This is a genomic window from Arthrobacter sp. lap29 (assembly GCF_032458965.1).
Classification (GTDB): Bacteria; Actinomycetota; Actinomycetes; order Actinomycetales; family Micrococcaceae; genus Specibacter; species Specibacter psychrochitiniphilus.
Genome location: NZ_JAUCEK010000001.1, coordinates 563,181 through 582,301, shown reverse-complemented (window position 1 = coordinate 582,301; position 19,121 = coordinate 563,181). Strand labels below are relative to the sequence as shown.

Annotated in this window: 18 protein-coding genes; 6 read left to right on the top strand and 12 right to left on the bottom strand. The window is 60.5% G+C overall.

The genetic code is table 11. The features are described from left to right. Positions 1-184: 184 nt before the first annotated feature. Complete coding sequence (locus tag RY113_RS02630) at positions 185-1,282, top strand: hypothetical protein (RefSeq protein WP_315913205.1); 1,098 nt, start codon at positions 185-187, stop codon at positions 1,280-1,282. Positions 1,283-1,336: 54 nt separating this feature from the next. Here RY113_RS02630 and coaD read toward each other — a convergent pair whose 3' ends face one another. Further along, the gene (gene coaD, locus RY113_RS02625; RefSeq protein WP_315913204.1) at positions 1,337-1,852 is read right to left on the bottom strand and encodes a pantetheine-phosphate adenylyltransferase; all 516 of its coding nucleotides are present in this window, start codon (positions 1,850-1,852) and stop codon (positions 1,337-1,339) included. 204 nt (positions 1,853-2,056) lie between these two features. Between coaD and RY113_RS02620 the strand changes: the two genes are divergently transcribed. Both RY113_RS02620 and RY113_RS02615 read left to right on the top strand, forming a co-directional pair. Next, positions 2,057-3,253, top strand: coding sequence for an aminotransferase class I/II-fold pyridoxal phosphate-dependent enzyme (locus RY113_RS02620; RefSeq protein WP_110107317.1), 1,197 nt, complete (start codon positions 2,057-2,059; stop codon positions 3,251-3,253). After that, on the top strand, positions 3,253-4,026 hold the full coding sequence (locus RY113_RS02615) for a fused MFS/spermidine synthase (protein WP_315913203.1): 774 nt from the start codon (positions 3,253-3,255) through the stop codon (positions 4,024-4,026). The genes RY113_RS02620 and RY113_RS02615 overlap by 1 nt, the downstream gene beginning before the upstream one ends. Positions 4,027-4,050: 24 nt before the next feature. Here RY113_RS02615 and RY113_RS02610 read toward each other — a convergent pair whose 3' ends face one another. The 5 genes from RY113_RS02610 to RY113_RS02590 form a co-directional block, all read right to left on the bottom strand. Next, positions 4,051-5,019 (bottom strand): hypothetical protein, encoded by a 969-nt coding sequence (locus tag RY113_RS02610; protein WP_315913202.1) that lies wholly within the window; start codon positions 5,017-5,019, stop codon positions 4,051-4,053. A 343-nt stretch (positions 5,020-5,362) separates the two neighbouring features. Continuing rightward, positions 5,363-6,295, bottom strand: coding sequence for a hypothetical protein (locus tag RY113_RS02605; protein ID WP_315913201.1), 933 nt, complete (start codon positions 6,293-6,295; stop codon positions 5,363-5,365). 129 nt (positions 6,296-6,424) lie between these two features. Then, positions 6,425-7,465 carry a Gfo/Idh/MocA family oxidoreductase gene (locus tag RY113_RS02600; RefSeq protein WP_315913200.1) on the bottom strand — a complete coding sequence of 347 codons (1,041 nt, stop codon included), beginning with the start codon at positions 7,463-7,465 and terminating at the stop codon, positions 6,425-6,427. Between the two features lie 29 nt (positions 7,466-7,494). Beyond that, positions 7,495-7,737, bottom strand: a complete 243-nt coding sequence (locus RY113_RS02595) for a hypothetical protein (protein ID WP_110107486.1) — start codon at positions 7,735-7,737, stop codon at positions 7,495-7,497. Beyond that, positions 7,727-9,163: an SPFH domain-containing protein gene (locus RY113_RS02590; RefSeq protein ID WP_315913199.1), complete on the bottom strand. Its 1,437-nt coding sequence runs from the start codon at positions 9,161-9,163 to the stop codon at positions 7,727-7,729. The genes RY113_RS02595 and RY113_RS02590 overlap by 11 nt, the downstream gene beginning before the upstream one ends. A 299-nt stretch (positions 9,164-9,462) precedes the next feature. On the opposite strand from RY113_RS02590, the gene RY113_RS02585 reads away from it, so the two are divergent. The 3 genes from RY113_RS02585 (at position 9,463) to RY113_RS02575 (ending at position 12,524) form a co-directional block, all read left to right on the top strand. Beyond that, a complete protein-coding gene (locus RY113_RS02585) occupies positions 9,463-10,332 on the top strand; it encodes a tryptophan 2,3-dioxygenase family protein (RefSeq protein WP_315913198.1) in 870 nt (289 codons plus the stop codon). 84 nt (positions 10,333-10,416) lie between these two features. Beyond that, on the top strand, positions 10,417-11,655 hold the full coding sequence (locus RY113_RS02580; RefSeq protein ID WP_315913197.1) for an aminotransferase class V-fold PLP-dependent enzyme: 1,239 nt from the start codon (positions 10,417-10,419) through the stop codon (positions 11,653-11,655). A gap of 17 nt (positions 11,656-11,672) precedes the next feature. Next, positions 11,673-12,524 carry a PaaX family transcriptional regulator C-terminal domain-containing protein gene (locus RY113_RS02575; protein WP_315913380.1) on the top strand — a complete coding sequence of 284 codons (852 nt, stop codon included), beginning with the start codon at positions 11,673-11,675 and terminating at the stop codon, positions 12,522-12,524. On the opposite strand, the gene RY113_RS02570 is transcribed toward RY113_RS02575, so the two are convergent. The 6 genes from RY113_RS02570 to RY113_RS02545 form a co-directional block, all read right to left on the bottom strand. Then, positions 12,434-13,192 carry an alpha/beta hydrolase gene (locus RY113_RS02570; RefSeq protein WP_315913196.1) on the bottom strand — a complete coding sequence of 253 codons (759 nt, stop codon included), beginning with the start codon at positions 13,190-13,192 and terminating at the stop codon, positions 12,434-12,436. The genes RY113_RS02575 and RY113_RS02570 overlap by 91 nt on opposite strands. Before the next feature lie 121 nt (positions 13,193-13,313). Further along, positions 13,314-13,835, bottom strand: a complete 522-nt coding sequence (locus RY113_RS02565; protein ID WP_315913195.1) for a hypothetical protein — start codon at positions 13,833-13,835, stop codon at positions 13,314-13,316. 324 nt (positions 13,836-14,159) lie between these two features. Then, a complete protein-coding gene (gene rsmD / locus RY113_RS02560) occupies positions 14,160-14,744 on the bottom strand; it encodes a 16S rRNA (guanine(966)-N(2))-methyltransferase RsmD (RefSeq protein ID WP_315913194.1) in 585 nt (194 codons plus the stop codon). Between the two features lie 27 nt (positions 14,745-14,771). After that, entirely contained in the window at positions 14,772-17,012 is a 2,241-nt protein-coding gene (locus RY113_RS02555) for an ATP-dependent DNA helicase RecG (RefSeq protein ID WP_315913193.1), read from the bottom strand. Further along, entirely contained in the window at positions 16,999-17,937 is a 939-nt protein-coding gene (locus RY113_RS02550) for a DAK2 domain-containing protein (RefSeq protein ID WP_315913378.1), read from the bottom strand. Before RY113_RS02550 ends, RY113_RS02555 begins: the two co-directional genes overlap by 14 nt. Before the next feature lie 40 nt (positions 17,938-17,977). Continuing rightward, positions 17,978-18,994, bottom strand: coding sequence for a thiamine-phosphate kinase (locus RY113_RS02545; RefSeq protein ID WP_315913192.1), 1,017 nt, complete (start codon positions 18,992-18,994; stop codon positions 17,978-17,980). Between the last annotated feature and the right edge of the window lie 127 nt (positions 18,995-19,121).

Genomic DNA, 19,121 nt, shown 5'->3' with positions numbered 1-19,121 from the left:
CTCGGCGAACTGCTCTGCGTGATGTAACTCTCAGCCAGATGGTGGTGCACAAATCCCTGCGCCAGCACCCGTTTTCCCCCAGGGCGGCGACGTTGAGGGGCCTTGGAACGCACGACGCCGGATAGCTGGCTCGGCAGATCGGCCCACCTACCGTTGACAGCGACTTCAAGGCATAGTAATTGCCATGATCATTCCTGTGTACATTCCCGACTGGCAGATTGGCGATGGCGATATTGCCCCTCCTGCCATTGGCCAGTTGCTGGATCATGTGCTGGTGCTGGAAACCCCTGACGTCAATCCTCACGGTTTCTACGGCTGCTTCGGCACGGAGATCACCTTGACCTGCGTTGCGGTACCCCGTCCGGATCATCCCGGCGGGGAGCTGGGCACCTTTCCCACGGAGCTGGAATGTGAAGGATTCTCCGTTTTCTGGGCCGCACCGCGGCGGGTGGCCGGGCACCTGACCGTCACGGGTATCCTCAGCGCCACCGACTACGGCGCCGCCCCGGAGGGTTTCCCCCGGGTTCAGGGAACCATTGTTGCCCTCACCGAGTCCTCACTGATCTATGCCACCGAGAATCCGGAGGGAACATCATGGGTGCCCGCTCCCGGAGAACCCCAGATACTCAGGCCGTTGGGCAGCTACCCGCCGCCTGCCGCACCTGCCAGCTCCGGCCCATCGCCGCACAAGAAGGTGACCGGCTGTGTGGTTGACGTGGACACATCAGTGACTGATGAGCCAGCTGTTGCCGCCCGTGCCCGGTTCGATGGCCTCATCAAGGTGCGCCTGTTCCCCGACTATGCAGGCACCGCCCTATGGCTCCATGACCCTCTGTCGTACCACGATTCGGCGCTCTCCCCGTCACTGGTTGCGGCCTTGCAGGAGTGGGAGGCGAGCTATTACTCGTCCCTGACGGCCGATGATGAGTGGGTGTCCCCTGAGGCGGCTGCCACTTTCACCTTCACTGGAAACTCACTCGCGCAGAAACTGGCCGAGGAGCTCGGTGAGATGTTCTCCGTCGAATTCCACTCCTACGAGCATGGGGCACAGCGGCGGATGTTCACCTCAGGGGTTCCTGCTGCGAATCCAGCCGCCGCCAGCGCCCTCTTGGCCCTCGTTGCGGCCGCCGCGGCGGAAAAGGCCCGGCTGGAGGCCTTCTCAGCACTCCCGGGCACCGGCTGGTTCGCTTATTCGCCGCTGTCGGAAACCACGTTCCCTCCGGGGGTGGATCCCGGCACCGCTGGCGGTCCGGCTGAACCCCCTCGCCCACCCGAACAATAATGCCCTCAACCATCTGCACACGTCCGCCGGTGCAAGCGCAACGGGCACAGGCGGTTACCGCTTGGGCTGGACCACTGCGACAGGGGTGGTGTCTGGCCCCACGTCTCCCTGCAAACGGCGCAACACGGCACGCGGGACAAAGTCCGCCACATCTCCGCCCAGCGTGTGCACTTCTTTAATCAGTGTGGAGGAAAGGTGCAGGTAGCGGCTGTCGCCGGGAAGGAACACTGTCTCCACGCCGGAGAGCTGACGGTTCATGGTGGCCATAGGCAACTCGTAGTCAAAATCCGAGGATGAACGCAGTCCCTTCACAATGGCGGAGACACCACGGGCGTGACAGTAGTCAGAGAGCAGCCCCTCGCCCATGGGCTCCACCACAATTCCGGACAGTGCGGAGAAGGTATTCCGGGCCATCTCCAAACGCTCATTGAGAGTAAACCGGTACTTCTTGGCATAGTTTGTGGACACGGCCACAATGACCTCATCAAACAAGCCAGACGCGCGGGCAATCACCTCAATGTGTCCCTTGTGGATAGGGTCAAAGGATCCGGGGCATACGGCGCGTCGCATACCCACGAATCTAGCCGACGCGGCATACCTCTGACCAATGTTTTGTTGTGGGACCGTCATGTTCCAAACAGTACTGACCAGTAATGCTCCGGCAGCAATCCACCAGGGCCGGGCGGCACCGGATAGTTCCCGGCCGCCTACTAGGGCTTAGCGCGCCCGTGCCGGTAACGTAGCCACGTAACCCGCACTACTTTAGGAGCACCCATGAGCACGCCCTGGCACCGAACCGCGCAAGGCGCCAACCTGCTGGGCCCTGACGGTTCCCTTGGCGTGACCATCTTCGAGGAAATCACCACCCTCGCCAACCATCACCAAGCCATCAATTTGGGTCAGGGCTTCCCCGATGAGGACGGCCCTGCCGAGTTGAGCAAGCTCGCCCAGGAAGCCATCGCCACAGGCAATAACCAGTACGCACCGGGCAAGGGCATCCTCGATTTGCGCCGGGCAGTTGCCGAGCACCAGGACCGCTTCTACGGCATTTCCCTAGACCCGGAGCACGAGGTCATAATCACCACCGGCGCCACCGAGGCCATCGCCGCCGCAGTTTTGGCGTTGACGGGCCCGGGCGATGAGGTTCTCACTTTTGAGCCCTTCTATGATTCCTACGGCGCCATGATCGGGCTCTCCGGCGCCACCCACACCACCGCGGCGCTGCTGGCACCAGACTTCATGCCGGATTTGGCAACGCTGGAAAATTCTTTCAGCCCTCGTACCAAGTTGGTTATCCTCAACAACCCGCACAACCCCACCGGTGCCATGTTCCCCGTGGAGGTGCTGGCCGAAGTGGTCCGCCTCGCCATCAAGTACGACGCCGTCATCCTCACCGATGAGGTCTATGAGCACCTCACGTTCGGTACCCGTCACATACCCGTAGCCACGCTCCCCGGCGCCGCCGCCCGTACGCTCACCATTTCCTCTGCCGGGAAGACCTTCTCCTTTACAGGCTGGAAGATTGGGTGGCTCTCTGGCCCGGCGGAGCTGGTGGCTGCGGCCCGCACCGTCAAGCAGTTCCTGAGCTATTCCTCCGGTACGCCCTTCCAGGGTGCCATTGCCGCCGGCCTGCGGATGGAGGATACTTTCTTCACGGACGCGGCGGCAACGCTTGCCCGCAAACGTGACATCCTCGCCGAAGGACTCCGTGCAGCGGGCTTAGATGTCTACCTGCCACAGGGCACGTACTTCATCAACGCCGATACTCAAAAGCTGGGCATCACCGACGCCACCGCACTGGCACGCCGGCTTCCGAAGCTCATTGGCGTGGCCGCCATTCCCGTCCCGGTGTTCTGCCACCCCGAGGGCGCCCACCGCACCCGTTCCCTTTTGCGCTTCGCATTCTGCAAGCAGGAGCCTTTGCTGGAGCAGGCTGCCGAACGCCTCGCCACCTTGAAAGACAAGCTCTAATGGCGATACCTAGCCGTTTCCTGCGCACCAGCGGCGTCCATGCCACCATCGAACCCGATCCTTGGCACGATCATGCTTTCGTTCTGAGTATTGATGGCGCGGAGCAGTCGCACGTAAACCTTGTTGCACCGCATGAAGTGTTCTACGAATACCTGCGACGCATTGCCAATGCCATTGATCTGGTCAAACCCGCCGGTGAGCACATCACGGCGCTGCACCTGGGCGCCGGTGCCCTCACGTTGGCACGCTACATCCAAGCCACCCGGCCCGGATCTGTGCAGCACGCCGTTGAACTGGAACGGGGACTGCTGGACTTTGTTATGGAAGCCTTGCCGCTGCCCGCGGGCACTGTCTTAAACACCCACGTAGGTGACGCTCGGGAGGAGATGGCGGCCCTGCCTCTGGAGCTGAGGTTCGATGTCATCATCTTGGACATTTTCAGCGGCCCCGAGGCACCTGCCCACCTCGCCTGCGCAGATTTCTACCGAGAAGCCGCAGCACGTCTGGCACCGGGAGGGGTGCTCGCGGTCAATGTGGGTGACGAGCCCGGTTTCACACTGGTCACGAGCCAAACGAAGGCCATGCAGGGGGCCATGAGCAACGTGGCAGCTTATGGTACGAGCATGCTATTTAGCCGCCGCTATCCGGGCAATATCATCTTGCTGGGACGGAACCAGCCGTGGCCCGAAGCGTGGTCTCAGGCTCTTGTGGCGGCGGGCCCGCACCCGGCAACGGTTTTAGCTGGAACTGACGTGGATGAGCTGACCACCTAGCCGTCTCCCCTGCCAAGCCTCACGTCACTGGGGCGCCCACGCGCAGGCCATATCCTTGCCGCCAAGATCCGATTTGACACCGAATATTCTGAAGCCCACTAGGCTCCATCCCTCACGTTCTACTAAGGGAGAGTCTGAGGGAGAGCCGAGTTGCTCAAAAATTTCGCCGTCCTGTTCGGTAGTGGCAGCCACCTGGGCAGTCTTGGACGGACTCGCCCACAGATCGACTAGACCTGGTGTAGCGTCAGGATTTGCTGGTCCAGGGCACATGCCACCCCAAGCGACAACCGGGGCCGTCTGTACCGGCCACATCTCTGGTCCGGAGCCATCTGTTGATCCTGTGCTATCTGTGATGACAGTAATGGTTCGTTTCTTCAAGTCCGTACCCGGCTCAGAGCATGGAATTTTGTTATCAACTCCAGGAATGTGCAGGTACTCGGTCAGATTGATGGCCCCATCGGTGATCTCCGGCGGCAGGACTAACGCGTAACAGCTGGTTTCAGCTATGGGATATTTCAGCTGCACAGCCCCGGACACATCAGCGATCCAGATGTACCAAAGGCCTCTACCACCCTCAGGCGTCACACCATTGAGCTGAGCCACAGCATCCTCATCACCATCCCCGTCAACATCTCCGTAGACCACCTGGCCAAGCTTGAAAGAGCTGGAAAACTCCCCTGGATTCCTCGTTGCCTCTCCGTTGACCAACTTCACCTGGTATGGCAACTGAAATCCGCGGAAAGAATACAGCCACGTGGTGTTGGCCAGATCAACGCTCCTAATATCCACTGCGCTGGAGGCCGTTGCAGCGGGGGGCGTTGAAAAGGCTGAAGGTTCAGTGCCAGCCAGGCTCGTTGGGGTAGTGCCGATGGTAGCTCCGCCCGTTTCTCCCCCACCCCCTGATTTTTCTGCAGTCCCGCTAGTGCAGGCCGTCAGTGAGGAAAATGCCATAGCTCCAAGAGTGAGCGCAATGATTGCAGTCCGGGTACGCATAATTGAAGCCTTTGGCTCGGCAAGTGTGCAGTGTCCTGAACTTATGACAGCCCCGTGGGCCTGTCAACGTCAGGTTTTCAATCCCCCACGCCGCACCCAGCAAGCCCTCCCGCGGCTGCGCCTAGCGAGAGAGTACCGTTACACGGCCTGTCTTACCACTCCATGGGCAGGCTCCCCTGGAATGGAACACTGTTGGGGGGCCTGTCCAGCACCACAGTTACTGGACTGTATTCCATCGGATTTTTATTCTTGTGCAACGTCCGCCCATCGCGATGTCGCTCATCTTGTTCAGCACCGGGTCAATCCTGAGATTCAATCCAGCAACTAAAGCACCCAGGCAAGGTCAGCTCGCGCCCCAAGCACACTGCAACTGTGTGGCGCCGCGATCATCGGCCATCCCGGCGAGCTTAACGCCAATCAGGACCCACCCATCACGCTGCACGAGCGGTGCCTGCCGCAGTTCAAACATTGCTCCGCCGTCAGGCCCTGCAGTCGCGGTAACCGGGGAATCTTTAGAAGGCGCAGCCCACAGATCTTGTACACCAGGTGAGGTCTCGTCCCACCGTGTCTGCGGACAAAGCCCGCCCCATGCGGCAACAGGAGCGCTCTGAACCGGCCACGACTCCGCGCCCTCGGTATAAACAGTGATAGAGCGCTTATTCAGACCCGTGCCATGGTCGGAGCACGGGACGCTGTCATCTTTTCCCTGAATCCGGAGATACTCGGTGATGTTGAGCGCACCGTCCCCGAAAACCAAGGATTCCACCAATGTGCCGCATCTGCTGGTTTGAGCTACAGGGTATTGGAGCTGTACCGCCTCAGCACCTTGGGCCAGCCACACATACCAGAGCACTTTGTAGCCATTGTCTTGTGTGCGGACGATCGATGCCACTGCATCCTCGTCACCGTCACCGTCAATATCTCCGTAGCTCACATCCTTGACGGCGTAGTTGGCGGGGAACCCGTTTTCATCAACCACGGCGGCGCCATTCACAATCTTTACTTCGTACGGAACGCTCAAACCTTCGTTAGAGAACAGCCACATAACGTTGTTCAAGTCGACCGTTCGGATGTCTACGTCGGGGACGGGTTCTAGGACAACAATGTCCGTGGCACTTACGCCACCACCACCGGTACCGTTGCCGCCGTTGCTCAGCTGACTATCTCCAGTCGGATCCCCGGCCATCTCACCAGAGGGCGTGCCGCTGCATCCAGTCAGTGAGTATCCGGTCAAAAAACTGAGGACAAGGAGAACTGAAAAGGACCGCAGACGCATGATTCCAGCCTTAACTCGGCAAGGGTGCAATGCCCCGAACTTATGCCGAATACTTAGTTCATGTCAACGGTCAATCTCCTACCGCCCCGAAAGCGGGGAGCGTCCAGAAGGAGACGCAAGGCGGGGTGGCTAGGGCTGCTCCACCAACGCCTGCACCGCTGCCGCCGAGAACTCCACAGCCCTGCCCAGCGCAATTGACGCATAAGCGGCATCCGTCAGCGCAACCGCCATGACGCCGTCGTACGGGGAGACACGAGCCGGCTCCCCAGAGGCGCGGGCCGCGGCAAACTCCGCATTTTGCAGGGTGTACGGGCTGTTCACCACATCCTGAACTGGCAGGTAGTCCCCGGGTTCATTCACCGACGCGGGCACCATATCCCCCTCCGGCCAGGCGAAGATGGTGCCACCGTTGGCCGCCTCGATGCTGACGCTGGTGCTAAAGGGGAGGCCGTCCATGCCCCATTCGCCGTGCAATGTACTAAGCGCACCATTGCGGTGCTTCAAAATCACCTGAGCTCGCACAGGCCGGGGCACCATTGACTCAACACTGGGCGGATTCTGATAGGCCTCGACGCTGATCACTTCACCGGCTAGCCAGCAGGCCTGGTCAATGTCATGAATCATCTGGTCTCTGATAATCCCGCCACCTAAGTCCTCGTTGTAGAACCATGAGCCTTCGGCTGGGCCCGCACTGGAGCGGCTCAGTGCCAGGACAGCGGGTTCGCTGGCAGCCTCAGCACCCCCTGCACGCCTCGCGGCCTCCACGGCGGCCTTGGCAGCGGCATACTCCGGGAAAAAGCGCACCACGTGGGCTGGGAATAGCCGTGTCCCGGCAGCCCGGGCGGCGCGGAGAATCTCTGCCGCTCGGGCAGCATTTTCCGCTAGCGGCTTCTCACAAATAACATCCTTGCCGGCGGCGATCGCGGCCATGGCATAGCCGTGATGCGAGGGCGTGGGCGTGAGGATACTGATGAGATCGGAGGCCTGGAACAGATCCTCAAGACTGTGAACTTCCTTGATGGCATACCGTGCCACCAGCCCGGCCGCACCGGAGCGCGAATACACGCTCACCTGGGCACCCAGTTGCTGCCATCCGGCAATATGGACACCAGCAATGCCGCCGGCACCGATCAAACCGACCCGAAGTTGCTCCACGAAAAAGTCCTTCACGAAAGTAGTCCTGCAATTTTCCTCCCACCCTACGTGGGACGCTGCAGAAACTCGGGCAACTCCTCAACGTAAACCGTCTGCGGCGGCTCCAAATACATGACCAGCACCCGCTCCCCCACGGCGTACATGCTGGAACCGTCGTAGGGCCGGGCCAAATACGCTGCCGTGCCCCCGCGCACCTCCAGCATGACTTCCCCCAGCGTGTCCGGCCCCACCCCACCGCTGACCCTGCCGATCTTTCCCGTCAGGGACCTATCAAGCTCACTGCGCATGTGCCTCCCCCTCCGGGCGCTGCGGCACCTGCTGTGGGGATGATTTCGCTGTCCTGGGCCCGTTCGATTCCCGCAAGGCATCCGTCAACGCCGGAAGGTAGTTCCCTACCTGGGCCAGGATGCCACCCACCATGTTGTTGACGCCTTCGCCGCCGTTGAGGACTGTCAGCTGGCCCACGTGGGCGAATGGTTCTGCCGCCGCGGCCACAATTGCTGGCATGTTTTCGGCCAGCTGCTGGCTGATGACGGCTTCCTGATTGGTGCCCAAGGCTTCGGCCCGGGCCTTGATCCCGTCCGCTTCAGCCAGTGCTTTGGCCTTGATGGCCGACGCCGCTGCCTCCCCGCGTGCCTTCGTCGCCGCGGCCTCGGCTTCCCCCGTGACGCGGGTGGCCCCGGCCATGGCCGCGGCCGCCGTGGCGTTTGCCTGTGCCTCTAGTTCCGTCTTCTTGGCCCGGGCTTCGGCGGCGCTGATATCGGCAGCCTTCTGCGCCTCGGCCTCGGTCCGCTGGGCGTAAGCCTTGGCGTCAGCGGGTTTGCGGACGGAGGTTTGTAGCTTTTGCTCCTCCCTGTCAGCCTCGAGCTTGGCAACTTCAGTTTCCTGGACCACTACTTGCTGGCGTGCCGTGGCGTCCGCCAGAGGGCCCGCCTGAGCGGCGTTGGCCTGAGCAGTTTGAGCGTTGGCTGCTGCTGCCGACTGCCGGATGGCGGAGATGCTTTGGGCATCCGCGATCAGGGATGCGGCCTCGGCCTCCTTTTCTGCAGCCTCCCTGTTGCGGGTGGCCTCCGCGATCCTGGCCTCCATCTGGACCTGGGCAATGTGCGGCTTCGCCAGGTTTTGGATGTAGCCGGTAGGGTCTTCTAGGTCCTTGATCTGTAGGGAGTCAACCACCAGGCCCAGCTTTTCCATTTCAATGCCGCTGGCGCTGCGCACCTGAGATGCGAGCTTGTCGCGCTCCCGGATGATTTCCTCCATGGTCATGGAGCCGATGATCGAACGCAGGTGGCCCTCAAATACGTTGTAGACCTGGCTCTCCATTTTGGCCTGCTGGCCGAGGAAGCGCCGGGCCGCATTGGCGATGAACGGCGTGGAATCTCCGATCTTGAAGATGACAACGCCCTGGACCACCACCTGGATCCCTTGCGAGGTGACGCAATTGACCTGGAGTTCAGTCTCATTCAGTGTCAGCGAAAGCGCCCGGACGGTTTGCAGCCCCGGGATGACAAACGCACCCGTGCCGGTGACAATCTTGAAATCCATGCCCTCTGCGGTGCCTACATTGCCGCGGGTGAAACCGGAAATGATCAGAGCCTCGTTGGGTTCGGCCACCTGCCATATCAGCTTTACGGCCCCACGGACCAACAGTCCCAGCACAACCAGCGCAACAATCACAGCCAGGACCGGGATGAATGGGATCAGATATTGCATGAGCTGCATCCTTTCAAGAGAAGGAACGGTCGCAGCGGTACCCCTTGTCCCACTAGGGAGGATCTCACGGCCTCAAGATGAAGTTGTGGTCAAACAGTGGCGGGCAACATCTGGTGCCAAGAAAGTTTCCCACTCTCAAAAATACTCGCCATTCCTTGGCGCTGGCAGTGTGCCGCCCATCGTATTTATGCCAGTGCTGGCCGGGGCCTCACCATTCTTCTCAAAACACCTCACCACCCACATTCCGATTCACTATTTCAGCTTCTTGACGCTCGTCATCATAGTGATACAGTCTTTAGATGAGCTGCCCCCACGCACAGACCCCCGAAGGCGTCCGCGAGATCGAAGGCACTATCCGCACGGACTTCAACGCCACCATGTCTTACGGTAGCTACCTTGATCTGGATGCCCTGCTCTCGGCCCAGCACCCTGTGAGCTCCCCGGAACACCACGATGAGTTGCTGTTCATCATCCAGCACCAGACCAGCGAACTGTGGCTCAAGCTTGTCCTGCACGAACTCATTGAGTGCCGGCGTTTGATGGACAATAACGAGATCGGCAAAGCCCTGAAGTGTCTGGCCCGGGTCAAACATATCCAGAAGACACTCACCGAGCAGTGGTCGGTTCTGGCCACCCTCACTCCCCGTGAGTACGCACAATTCCGCGGTTCGCTGGGCTCATCCTCCGGCTTCCAGTCCTTCCAGTACCGGGCAGTGGAGTTCATCTTGGGCAATAAACACCGCGGCATGCTCAAGGTCTTTGAGTCTGATCCGGAGGCCCACAAACTCCTCTCCACCGTCCTGGCGGAACCCACCGTCTACGACGCCTTCCTGCACGCACTGGCTCGTAGCGGCTACGCCATCCCGGAGCGCATTCTTCAACGAGACGTCAGCGAAGCATGGGTATTTCAGGAAGCGCTGGTGCCCGTATTCAAACAAATCTATGAGTCGGACACTACGCAGTGGAGTTTCTACCAAGCTTGTGAGGACTTAGTGGACCTTGAGGACAACTTCCAAGCCTGGCGATTCCGCCACATGAGCGTGGTCAAACGGACCATTGGCTTCAAGCCCGGCACCGGCGGGTCCTCCGGAGTGGATTTCCTCAAGCGCGCCCTGGACCTGACGTTTTTCCCCGAACTCTTCGCGGTCCGCACAGAAATCGGCAAATAGCGTCACAGTTTCCTCATCACACTTTCTCCACTTCTGACTTCCATTCCTCTTTGCACTGATTCCCCTCCTCCCCTAGGACACCCGATGATCAAGAGCCCGGAACTTTCCCCTCCCACCAGCGCACAGCTAGATGCCAAGGACAGGCTGGCACCCTACCGCGATTACTTTGTTGAGCCCGAAGGTGGCTCTGTCATTGCCTACCTGGACGGAAATTCACTGGGCCGGCCGCTGCGTGTCACGGCCGGTAATCTTGCTGCTTTTGTCCAGGGAGAGTGGGGCACTTCTCTCATTAGATCCTGGGATGAGAAGTGGATGGATGAGCCCACCGCTGTGGGCGACCGGCTGGGCGAGGTTGTTCTGGGCGCAGCACCCGGACAGAGTTTTATAGGGGATTCAACATCCGTATTGCTCTATAAGCTGTTGCGCGCAGGGCTGGATGGGCAGCCGGGCCGGAATCAGATCGTCATTGATCGCGATAACTTCCCTACCGACCGATTCATAGTTGAAGGGATCGCCGCCGAACGTGACGCGGAGATTGTTTGGATCGATCCAGATCCCCTGACCGGTGTCACTGCCGAGGATGTTGGCACCGTCATTGGGCCGCGCACTGCCGTGGTGCTGCTCAGCCATGTTGCCTACCGTTCGGGTTTCCTGGCCGATGCTCCAACTATCACCAGCATGGTCAAAGCCGCTGGCGGGTTGATGATGTGGGATATTAGCCATTCCATTGGCGCTGTCCCCTTGGAACTTGACGCATGGGGAGTGGACCTTGCCGTGGGTTGCACCTACAAGTACCTCAACGGCGGCCCCGGCGCACCCGCGCTGGCCTACGTCAACAGCTCGCTGCTCTCCTCGCTGCGGCAGCCTATCTGGGGCTGGATGGGTGCGGCAGATCCCTTCGGGATGTCAGCCAACTTTGAGCCTGCTGCCACTGTGCGACGGTTCATTACCGGCACTCCCCCCATCCTGGCCATGCAGCCGCTCAAGGACATGACCGAGCTCATTGCCGAGGTCGGCATGGATGCCATACGCGAGAAATCAATAGCACTGACCGAGCATGCACTGGCCTTGGCCGAGGAACTGTTGGTGCCACTCGGTGCCGAAGTTGCCAGTCCTCGAGACCCTGACCGCCGCGGATCTCATGTGAGCGTGAACCATCCGCTCTTCGGCGAAGTCACAGCCCGCCTGTGGGAGCAGGGAGTGATTCCAGACTTCCGCCCACCGCACGGATTACGCATTGGCCTCTCCCCGCTCAGTACCAGTTTTGCCGAGGTTCAGGCCGGGATCCAAGCAATCAGGGAAGTCTTGGTATCACTGACGTGACGGCGGTCCTCGATGACATGGATTCAAGGCCGGGAAGCACCGCTTCCCTCTTGCGCACAGTCATCGGCTTGTACCTCAGGGACGCAGGGGGATGGATGTCAACCACGTCCATCCTTGAGTTGATGAACGCGCTGCAGATTCCAGCAACCCTGACCCGGACTGCCTTAACACGCCTGCGAAAAAAGGGCGTGGTAGTTGCCGCCGAACGGAGCGGGGTGGCTGGGTATGAGGTGGATTCACGCGCGGCACGCATGCTGGAGCGAGGCGACAGGCGCATCCATAACCCCCGCTCCATGGATGCGCAGGACCCGTGGTGCCTGCTCTCCTTTTCCCTCCCAGAGTCCGAACGCGAACGCCGGCATCAATTGCGCCGGCAATTGCATTGGATTGGGTGCGGGATGGTCTCCCCAGGCCTGTGGATAGCTCCGGAGTATCTTAGTCAGGAAATCCAAGAGATCCTCGAATCTTTGGATCTGGGCGAGCGGGCGGTGCTATTCACCACCTCGCGCCCGCAGGTAACCGGAAATCTACGCGAGGTAGTTGCCACATGGTGGGACTTGGACGCGGTTGCAACCCTGCACCGAGACTTTATCAAGTTCCACGAACACGTCGCTACAGAGGAGGTGGGCGCCGATGCTGAGGCGTTTGCCACCTATGTCACCATGATTGACCTGTGGCGCAAGATCCCTTATCTCGACCCGGGATTGCCAGAAGAGTGCCTCCCCTCCGATTGGCCGGGCGGGCAGGGCATTGGACTATTCCAACAGATCAGCAATTCTCATGCGTTGGCCAGCAAGTCCTTCGTCTGTTCCATCCACCGCACAGTGCCATCCCAATGCGCCGCAGCCGGGTCTATGGCAGCCCTATGATCCAGACCTGGAATCTTCTGGAAATCTATATCATCGCCAGCGGCCACAGCCGCTTGGACAAAGTCTTCCGAGTGACCTTCCGGGACCCACACATCAACATCCCCGTGTACCACGAGGATGGGCCGTTCAAGAGGCAGCTGGCTGATCGGTGAGGCCAAGCCGTACGCGTCCGGCATGTCAGCATAGTGAGCGCCCATGAAGCCGAGCGCGGCATTGTCATCCAACTCTTCGGCGTCGACGCGCCGCACGTCAGTCACTGGCGCCAGCGCCACCACGGCATCTACAAGGTGAGCGGCAAGAAGCGCCAGTTGACCGCCCGCCGAATGGCCTATGCTGACCACCGCACCCGCGGCGCACCACTGAGGGCGTTCATCCTTGGCGCACTGGATGCCAGCGTGGACGTCCTGGAGTGTTACTGGCCAGCCACCGCCATTGCCAACACTTCGATATTCGAGGTTCGCCACAGCCCAGCCGCGAGCCAGTAGATCGTAGGCCAGGGGAAGCATGAGCGTGGTGTCCCATAATGAGCGCCAATAACCGCCGTGAATAAGGATGGCGTATCCCTTGGGCGTTTCAACCGGTGGCGCCCAAAGTTCCACGAATTGCGGGCCAGCGTCCCCGTACCTAACAATTTCCGGCTCAACATCAGCTGCAAGGGGATCTGTCATGCTCACCTCATATCTCTTAGCTGTTCCGGGCGGGAGCCCTTCTGCGCTCCATTGTCTCAGTGCTCCATTATCTCAGTGTTGCATTACAACTCTGGCTTAACGCGCTGCGGCCACATCAGTGTTACTTGGTGTTCTTCTCAACAAACAAGCACTCGGCCGGCTTGTGGTTGGTGGAGCTCTGGCTGGAGACGTTGACACCATCGATGCTGATGGAGCACGAAATTTCGCCGGTGGCACCGGAAGCATACTTGCCAAGGACTAGAACCTTGGTGAAAGCGGCACCGGCAGGCAGGGTTACTTCCTGATCGAACGGCAGCTTTTGGCTGGTCATCTCACCACCGCTTTCCTTCCCATCGTCGGTGACTACAAGAGCCTTGACCAGGGCATCGCTCTTGGCGCCCTCAACATGCATGGTTACTGTGCGTCCTTGTGCTCCAGCCTTCTCGCTGGCCTTCTCGCTGGGCGTGGCGGACGGGGTGGCCGCGGTGGAGGCGGGAGTTTGAACGTCAACGGCCGCCTCAGCGCCACCTTGGGTGGAGGAAGTGCTGTTTGAGGTCTCTGTGGTTGCTTCCGGGGTGCTCGTGGAGCAGCCGGCAAGAGAGAGCCCCAGCAGGAGAAGGGAAGCTCCAGCAAGTGTGCTCATGGAGTATTTTTTTGCTGTGTTGTGCGTAGTGGTCATGTCTTCATGATTGCCCACCTGCATCGGCTAACAAATTCACCAGAACACCAAATTGGGCGGTTTCTCTCATAATTGAGCGCATTTGCCGGTTCCTCCCACGCCCTAGCGCGAGCAGCGAATCTGGCTGCTGCCTGCCACCGCCGGGAGGGCACTTCCGCTTGAACACGGGCAACACGCCGTCAGCAGGCCGCCCCGAGCGTCCGGGCCGGAAGACATTTTTCAGCACAAAAGAGCCGCATGTCAAAGCTCACACATTTCTAATGTTCACTTCCAGCCGGCAGCAGGCTTTCAGTCTCCAGCAGCGGCGGGTTCGGCGAACCAAAGCCGTGTTTCGCCATACTTTTTCTCAGCGAAGCGCTCCAGGCCAGCTGGCCAGGCAGGTTCAGGTGTCCTCGCCGAACGCTCCACCACCACCACGGCGAAAGGACTCAGACGTGGTGCCAGCAACTCCAGTACCAGGGACAGCTCCGTCTCGGTCAGCGGATAGGGCGGGTCCATGAAGACAAGGCCCCACGGATCCGCACCGGCTTCAACGCCCCGGTCAAGGAACAATTCCACCTTGGCGCGTTGAACTTTGACAATCTTGGAGCCTATGACCTTATTAACCAGTTCAGCATTGCGCTGGCACACGGCTGCGGCCTTGTCATTGAACTCGATGAGTTCAACAGATGCCGCCCCACGGCTGGCACTTTCCACCCCGAGCGATCCAGACCCGGCGTACAGATCCAAGACCCGGGTGCCGGCGAGCATGTTCATGGATTCCAGCCGCGAAAACAAGGCTTCCTTGACCCGGTCCGTGGTGGGCCGTGTTCCTTCTCCTGGTACTGAGACCAGTGGGCTGCCACCGGCGGCTCCGGCAACGATCCGGCTCATGCCAGGGCCCGCACTGCGCCAGTATTTCTAACCACGTTCAAGGAAAGCCTCACTTTTTTGCGTCAAATACATTTCAATTTCCAGTTTCAGTGCGGGGTGGAATTCCAGCTCCGGGTCCGCGGTGACAATGGCAGTGGCATCTTCTCTAGCCCGCCCAATCAAGTCCTCGTCCCGCACCACGCTCAGTATCCGCAGCCCGCTGACTCCCCCGGATTGTCTGGCTCCCAGAATGTCGCCTTCGCGGCGCATCTGCAAATCTTGCTGGGCCAGCACAAAACCATCAATCGTGGCGGCCACTGCCTCCAGCCGTTTGCGACTTGGATGATCATGCTCAAGCCCCGTCACTAACAGGGCCGTGCCGGCGTGCTCACCGCGCCCCACCCTCCCCCTGAGCTGGTGCAGTTGAGACATGCCAAAGCGGTCCGCATCCAAGATGACCATGAGCGTTGCATTGCGCACATCAACTCCCACCTCAATGACCGTGGTGGCCACCAAAACGTTGATCTCCCCGGAGGTGAAAGCCGCCATGGTGTCTTGTTTCTCGCCACTGTCCAGGCGCCCATGCAACATTTCAATGCGCTGGCCGGCCAACGCGGGAACTGTCCGCAAATATTGTAAGACGCCCAGTACCCCAGCCATGGGGCGGGTGTCGGATGCGTTGTTCTCCACTGACTCCAGCAACGTCCCAGCCGAGTCTTCATCCCCGATCTTGGGGCACACCACATAGACTTGCCGGCCGGCGTCGATCTCTTCACGGGCACGCTGCCACACCCGGGCCTCCCAGCCCGGGTGCTCGGCCAAGGGTGCCACATGCGTGAGAATGGGTGTTCGCCCGGCCGGCAACTCGGTCAATTCGGAGACTTCAAGATCCCCAAACACTGTCATGGCAACGGTGCGCGGAATGGGCGTGGCCGTCATGACCAGCAGGTGCGGAGGTTTGAGCGCCTTGGCCCGCAGCGCGTCACGCTGCTCCACACCGAAACGGTGCTGCTCATCAACCACAATCAGGCCCAGATCAGCAAATTGCACCGTATCAGATAAAAGCGCATGCGTGCCAATAACAATGCCTGCTTCACCGGTTGCAGCCGCCAGCAAGGCCTTCTTCTTGGCGGCGGCAGGCATGGATCCCGTCAGCAAGGTTACTTGTGTGGCGTTCGGCCCTCCCAGCAGGGTCCCCGCACCGAAGGGCCCCAAGAGCGCCGTAATGGAGTTCATATGTTGGGCGGCCAGCACTTCGGTGGGAGCCAAAAACGCCGCCTGCCCACCTGCGTCCACCACCTGCAGCATGGCACGCAACGCAATCAGTGTCTTGCCAGAGCCCACTTCTCCTTGTAACAACCGGTGCATGGGGTGTCCGGCCGCAATTTCCTGGGAGATCAATGCCCCGATCTCCACCTGACCGCCGGTCAGGGTGTACGGAAGTTGCGCGTCGAAGGCATCCAGCAAGCCGCCCTGGACGGCAGCGCGTCCGGTGGCGTCCTGACGCATGGCTTCAAGACGCCGCTGAGCCAGTGCCGTTTGCAAGGCCAAGGCCTCCTGAAAGCGAAAACGATGGCGAGCCAGAGGCCACATATCCATATCGGCAGGCCGGTGTATTTGCTCGTAGGCCTCCGCCAAGGGCAAAAGCTGCTCGCGGGCGGCAATGTGCTTGGGTACGGGGTCCGGAACTTTCTCAAGGTCAAGGGCCGGCAGGATCGCTTTGATGATGTCTTCGGTTTTCCAACTGGGAAACTTTGCCGTGGCGGGGTAGACGGGCACGGGTTTGGCGGAGTGCAGCTCCGCCTCATGCTCTGCCAATTCATCATCCGGTAAAAGAACATAACCGGGGTTGGTCAGGACCTGTTTTCCGCCATAGAACCCCACTTTTCCGGAGAGCATGGCCAGCACACCGGGTTGCAGTTCTTTTTTGGCTTTGAAACCGTTGAAAAAGCTAATGACCAAGGAGGCCGGGCGTCCGGAGTTATCCGTGATGACAACATCGCTGATGGTGCCCTTGCGCGTCTGCATATACCGCGTGGTGAGGGCTACCACGCGGGCCAAGATTGTGACCTCTTCGCCGATCTGCAAGAGGTCCAGATCGGTCAAGTCCCCGCGGGCAAGGTACCGGCGCGGGAATTGGTGCAGCATCTGCCCGACTGTGAGAATCTCCAGATTCTTAGCTACCGACTTAGCCGAGGGCGTGCCGATCAGTCTGGAGAGTTCAAGGCCTAAATCCGTATAGCCTTGAGCCGGGTTGGGGAAAGCTGAGCTGAGGTCAGAGAAGCTCATGGGAGTCCTCGGCAGCCGTGGCGGATAACGCTGAAATACTCACATTGCTTGGATCACCCACAGCTCGGATGGCTTCCAGCGCCATGGGCGCCGAGGGCACGTGGACATGCAACCGCCACGGGTAGGCTCCCGTGGGATCAGCCTGTTCAGAAACAGCACTCATGATGACGGAATCACCCATGCCATCAAGTTCCAAGCGCAACCCGGCCGCGGCCAGCGGTGTCAAGGAGATGGTGCACATGACTTCAACACCCTCCTGCGCCGGCATGGAAAGAGCAATGTTGGGATCCTGTACTTTGTAGCCGGAAAGCCCGTCCAATAAATCTTCTTGCAAGGGTTCCCCCACGATCACCGATCGCAGGCAGTCAAGGATCAACAGCAACCCCACACCGCCGGCATCCACTACGCGAGCCTCGCTGAGCACAAGCAGCTGGGATTCAGTGAGCACCACGGCTTCGCGGGCAGCACTAACAGCACTCTCAATGGTGTGCGCCAACGTTAGGTTGGATTCATCGCCGTTCATGGCGGATCCCACGGAGGCCGCACCCCGGGCAGCCGCTTCCAACACCGAAAGAATGGTACCCGGCATGGGCTCACTCAACGCGCTCCAAGCCCTCAATTGAGCGCGGTGCAAGGCGGAGGCCAGAAGCGGACCGTTGAGGCGCTGCGCATCAAAAAGAGGTTCCGCCATGGCTGCCAGCGAGACGGCGAAGAGCGTTCCAGAATTGCCCCTGGCTTGTTCCATGGCGGCCCGTCCGGCGGCAGCCATGGTGGTGCCCACGTCAGATGGTTCCAGCTCCGCCAGTCCCTGAACGGCTGCACGGACCGTCAGGTACAAGTTGGTGCCCGTGTCCGCATCCGCCACCGGGTAGATGTTGATGGCGTTGAGCCTGTCACTGTGATTGGCCAATGTTTGCTCGGCCATGGCCAGCCAGCGGCGGACTACGGGTGCAGTTGCGGTGATCTTAGACTGCAAAATGATCCCATCCCAGGGCGCCTGCTTCGGCGCCTTCAAAATTCTGTCCGTCCACGGTCACAGCACTTTTTGCGGCGTCCACAGACACTACTGAGCCTATCCTAACGAAGCCTTCCGGGAGGATCTGACGGGCCGGGAATGTGGATAAAAGGCTGTGGTCTTCCCCGCCGGTCAGCACCCACTGCAGCGGATTTTCCTTAAGTTCGACGGCGGTTTCCATCAGTTTTTCTGCCTGGGCCGCCAGCATGGAGGAATCAAAGTCGAGGCGGACCTTGCTCGCGGCCGCGATCCGTCCGGCGTCACGCAGCAGTCCGTCAGAGATGTCCATCATGGCGGTGGCCCCGGCTTTGGCGGCCACGGGCCCTGCAGCCAGGGGCGGGACCGGACGCGCGAAGAGCGCAGCGGCTTGTGCCATGGCGGGTGTGTACGCGGACGGGGGAATTGAACTCTCGCACAGGGCCCAGCCGGCGGCTGCGAAGCCCATGTTTCCACACACGGCCACCTGGTCACCTACCTGGGCGCCACTGCGCAGGACCGGATCCAGCCCATTAAGGGAGCCCGTCACAGCCACGGTGATCACCAGTTCGCTGCCTCCGGATAAGTCCCCACCAGCTACCGAACACTGGGGTGCCCCGAGCGCAACTATGGCGGCGCTGAGGCCGTTGGCGAAGTCCTCAACCCAGCCCACCGGCGTCGTACTTGGCAGGGTGAGGCTGACCACCATGGCGGTGGCAATGGCGCCCATGGCGTTGATGTCGGAGAGGTTTTGGGCGGCGGCCTTCCAGCCGACGTCGAACCCGGAGGAGGTGCTGCCGTTGGGCCAGAGGAGGCGGAAGTCCTTGTCCTGGACCTGGGTGTCGATGGAGATGACGGTGCGTCCGTCCGGGGCGGCGATGATGGCGGCGTCATCCCCAGGGCCCAGCAAGGTGGTGGTGCCGGCGTGCAGGCGCGGGAAGATGCGGGCCAGAAGCTCGGATTCGGAGAGTTGCGCCACGGTGAGGTTCATGGATTAACCGTATCGGAAGGGTGTGACATTGGCGGACCCGGTGCGAGCTGGGAGGGCCCAGGGCTAACCAGATGGTGAAGTGAATTCGTGTACCAGCTCTGTTCGGGCAAACGGCAGCAGTCCGTCG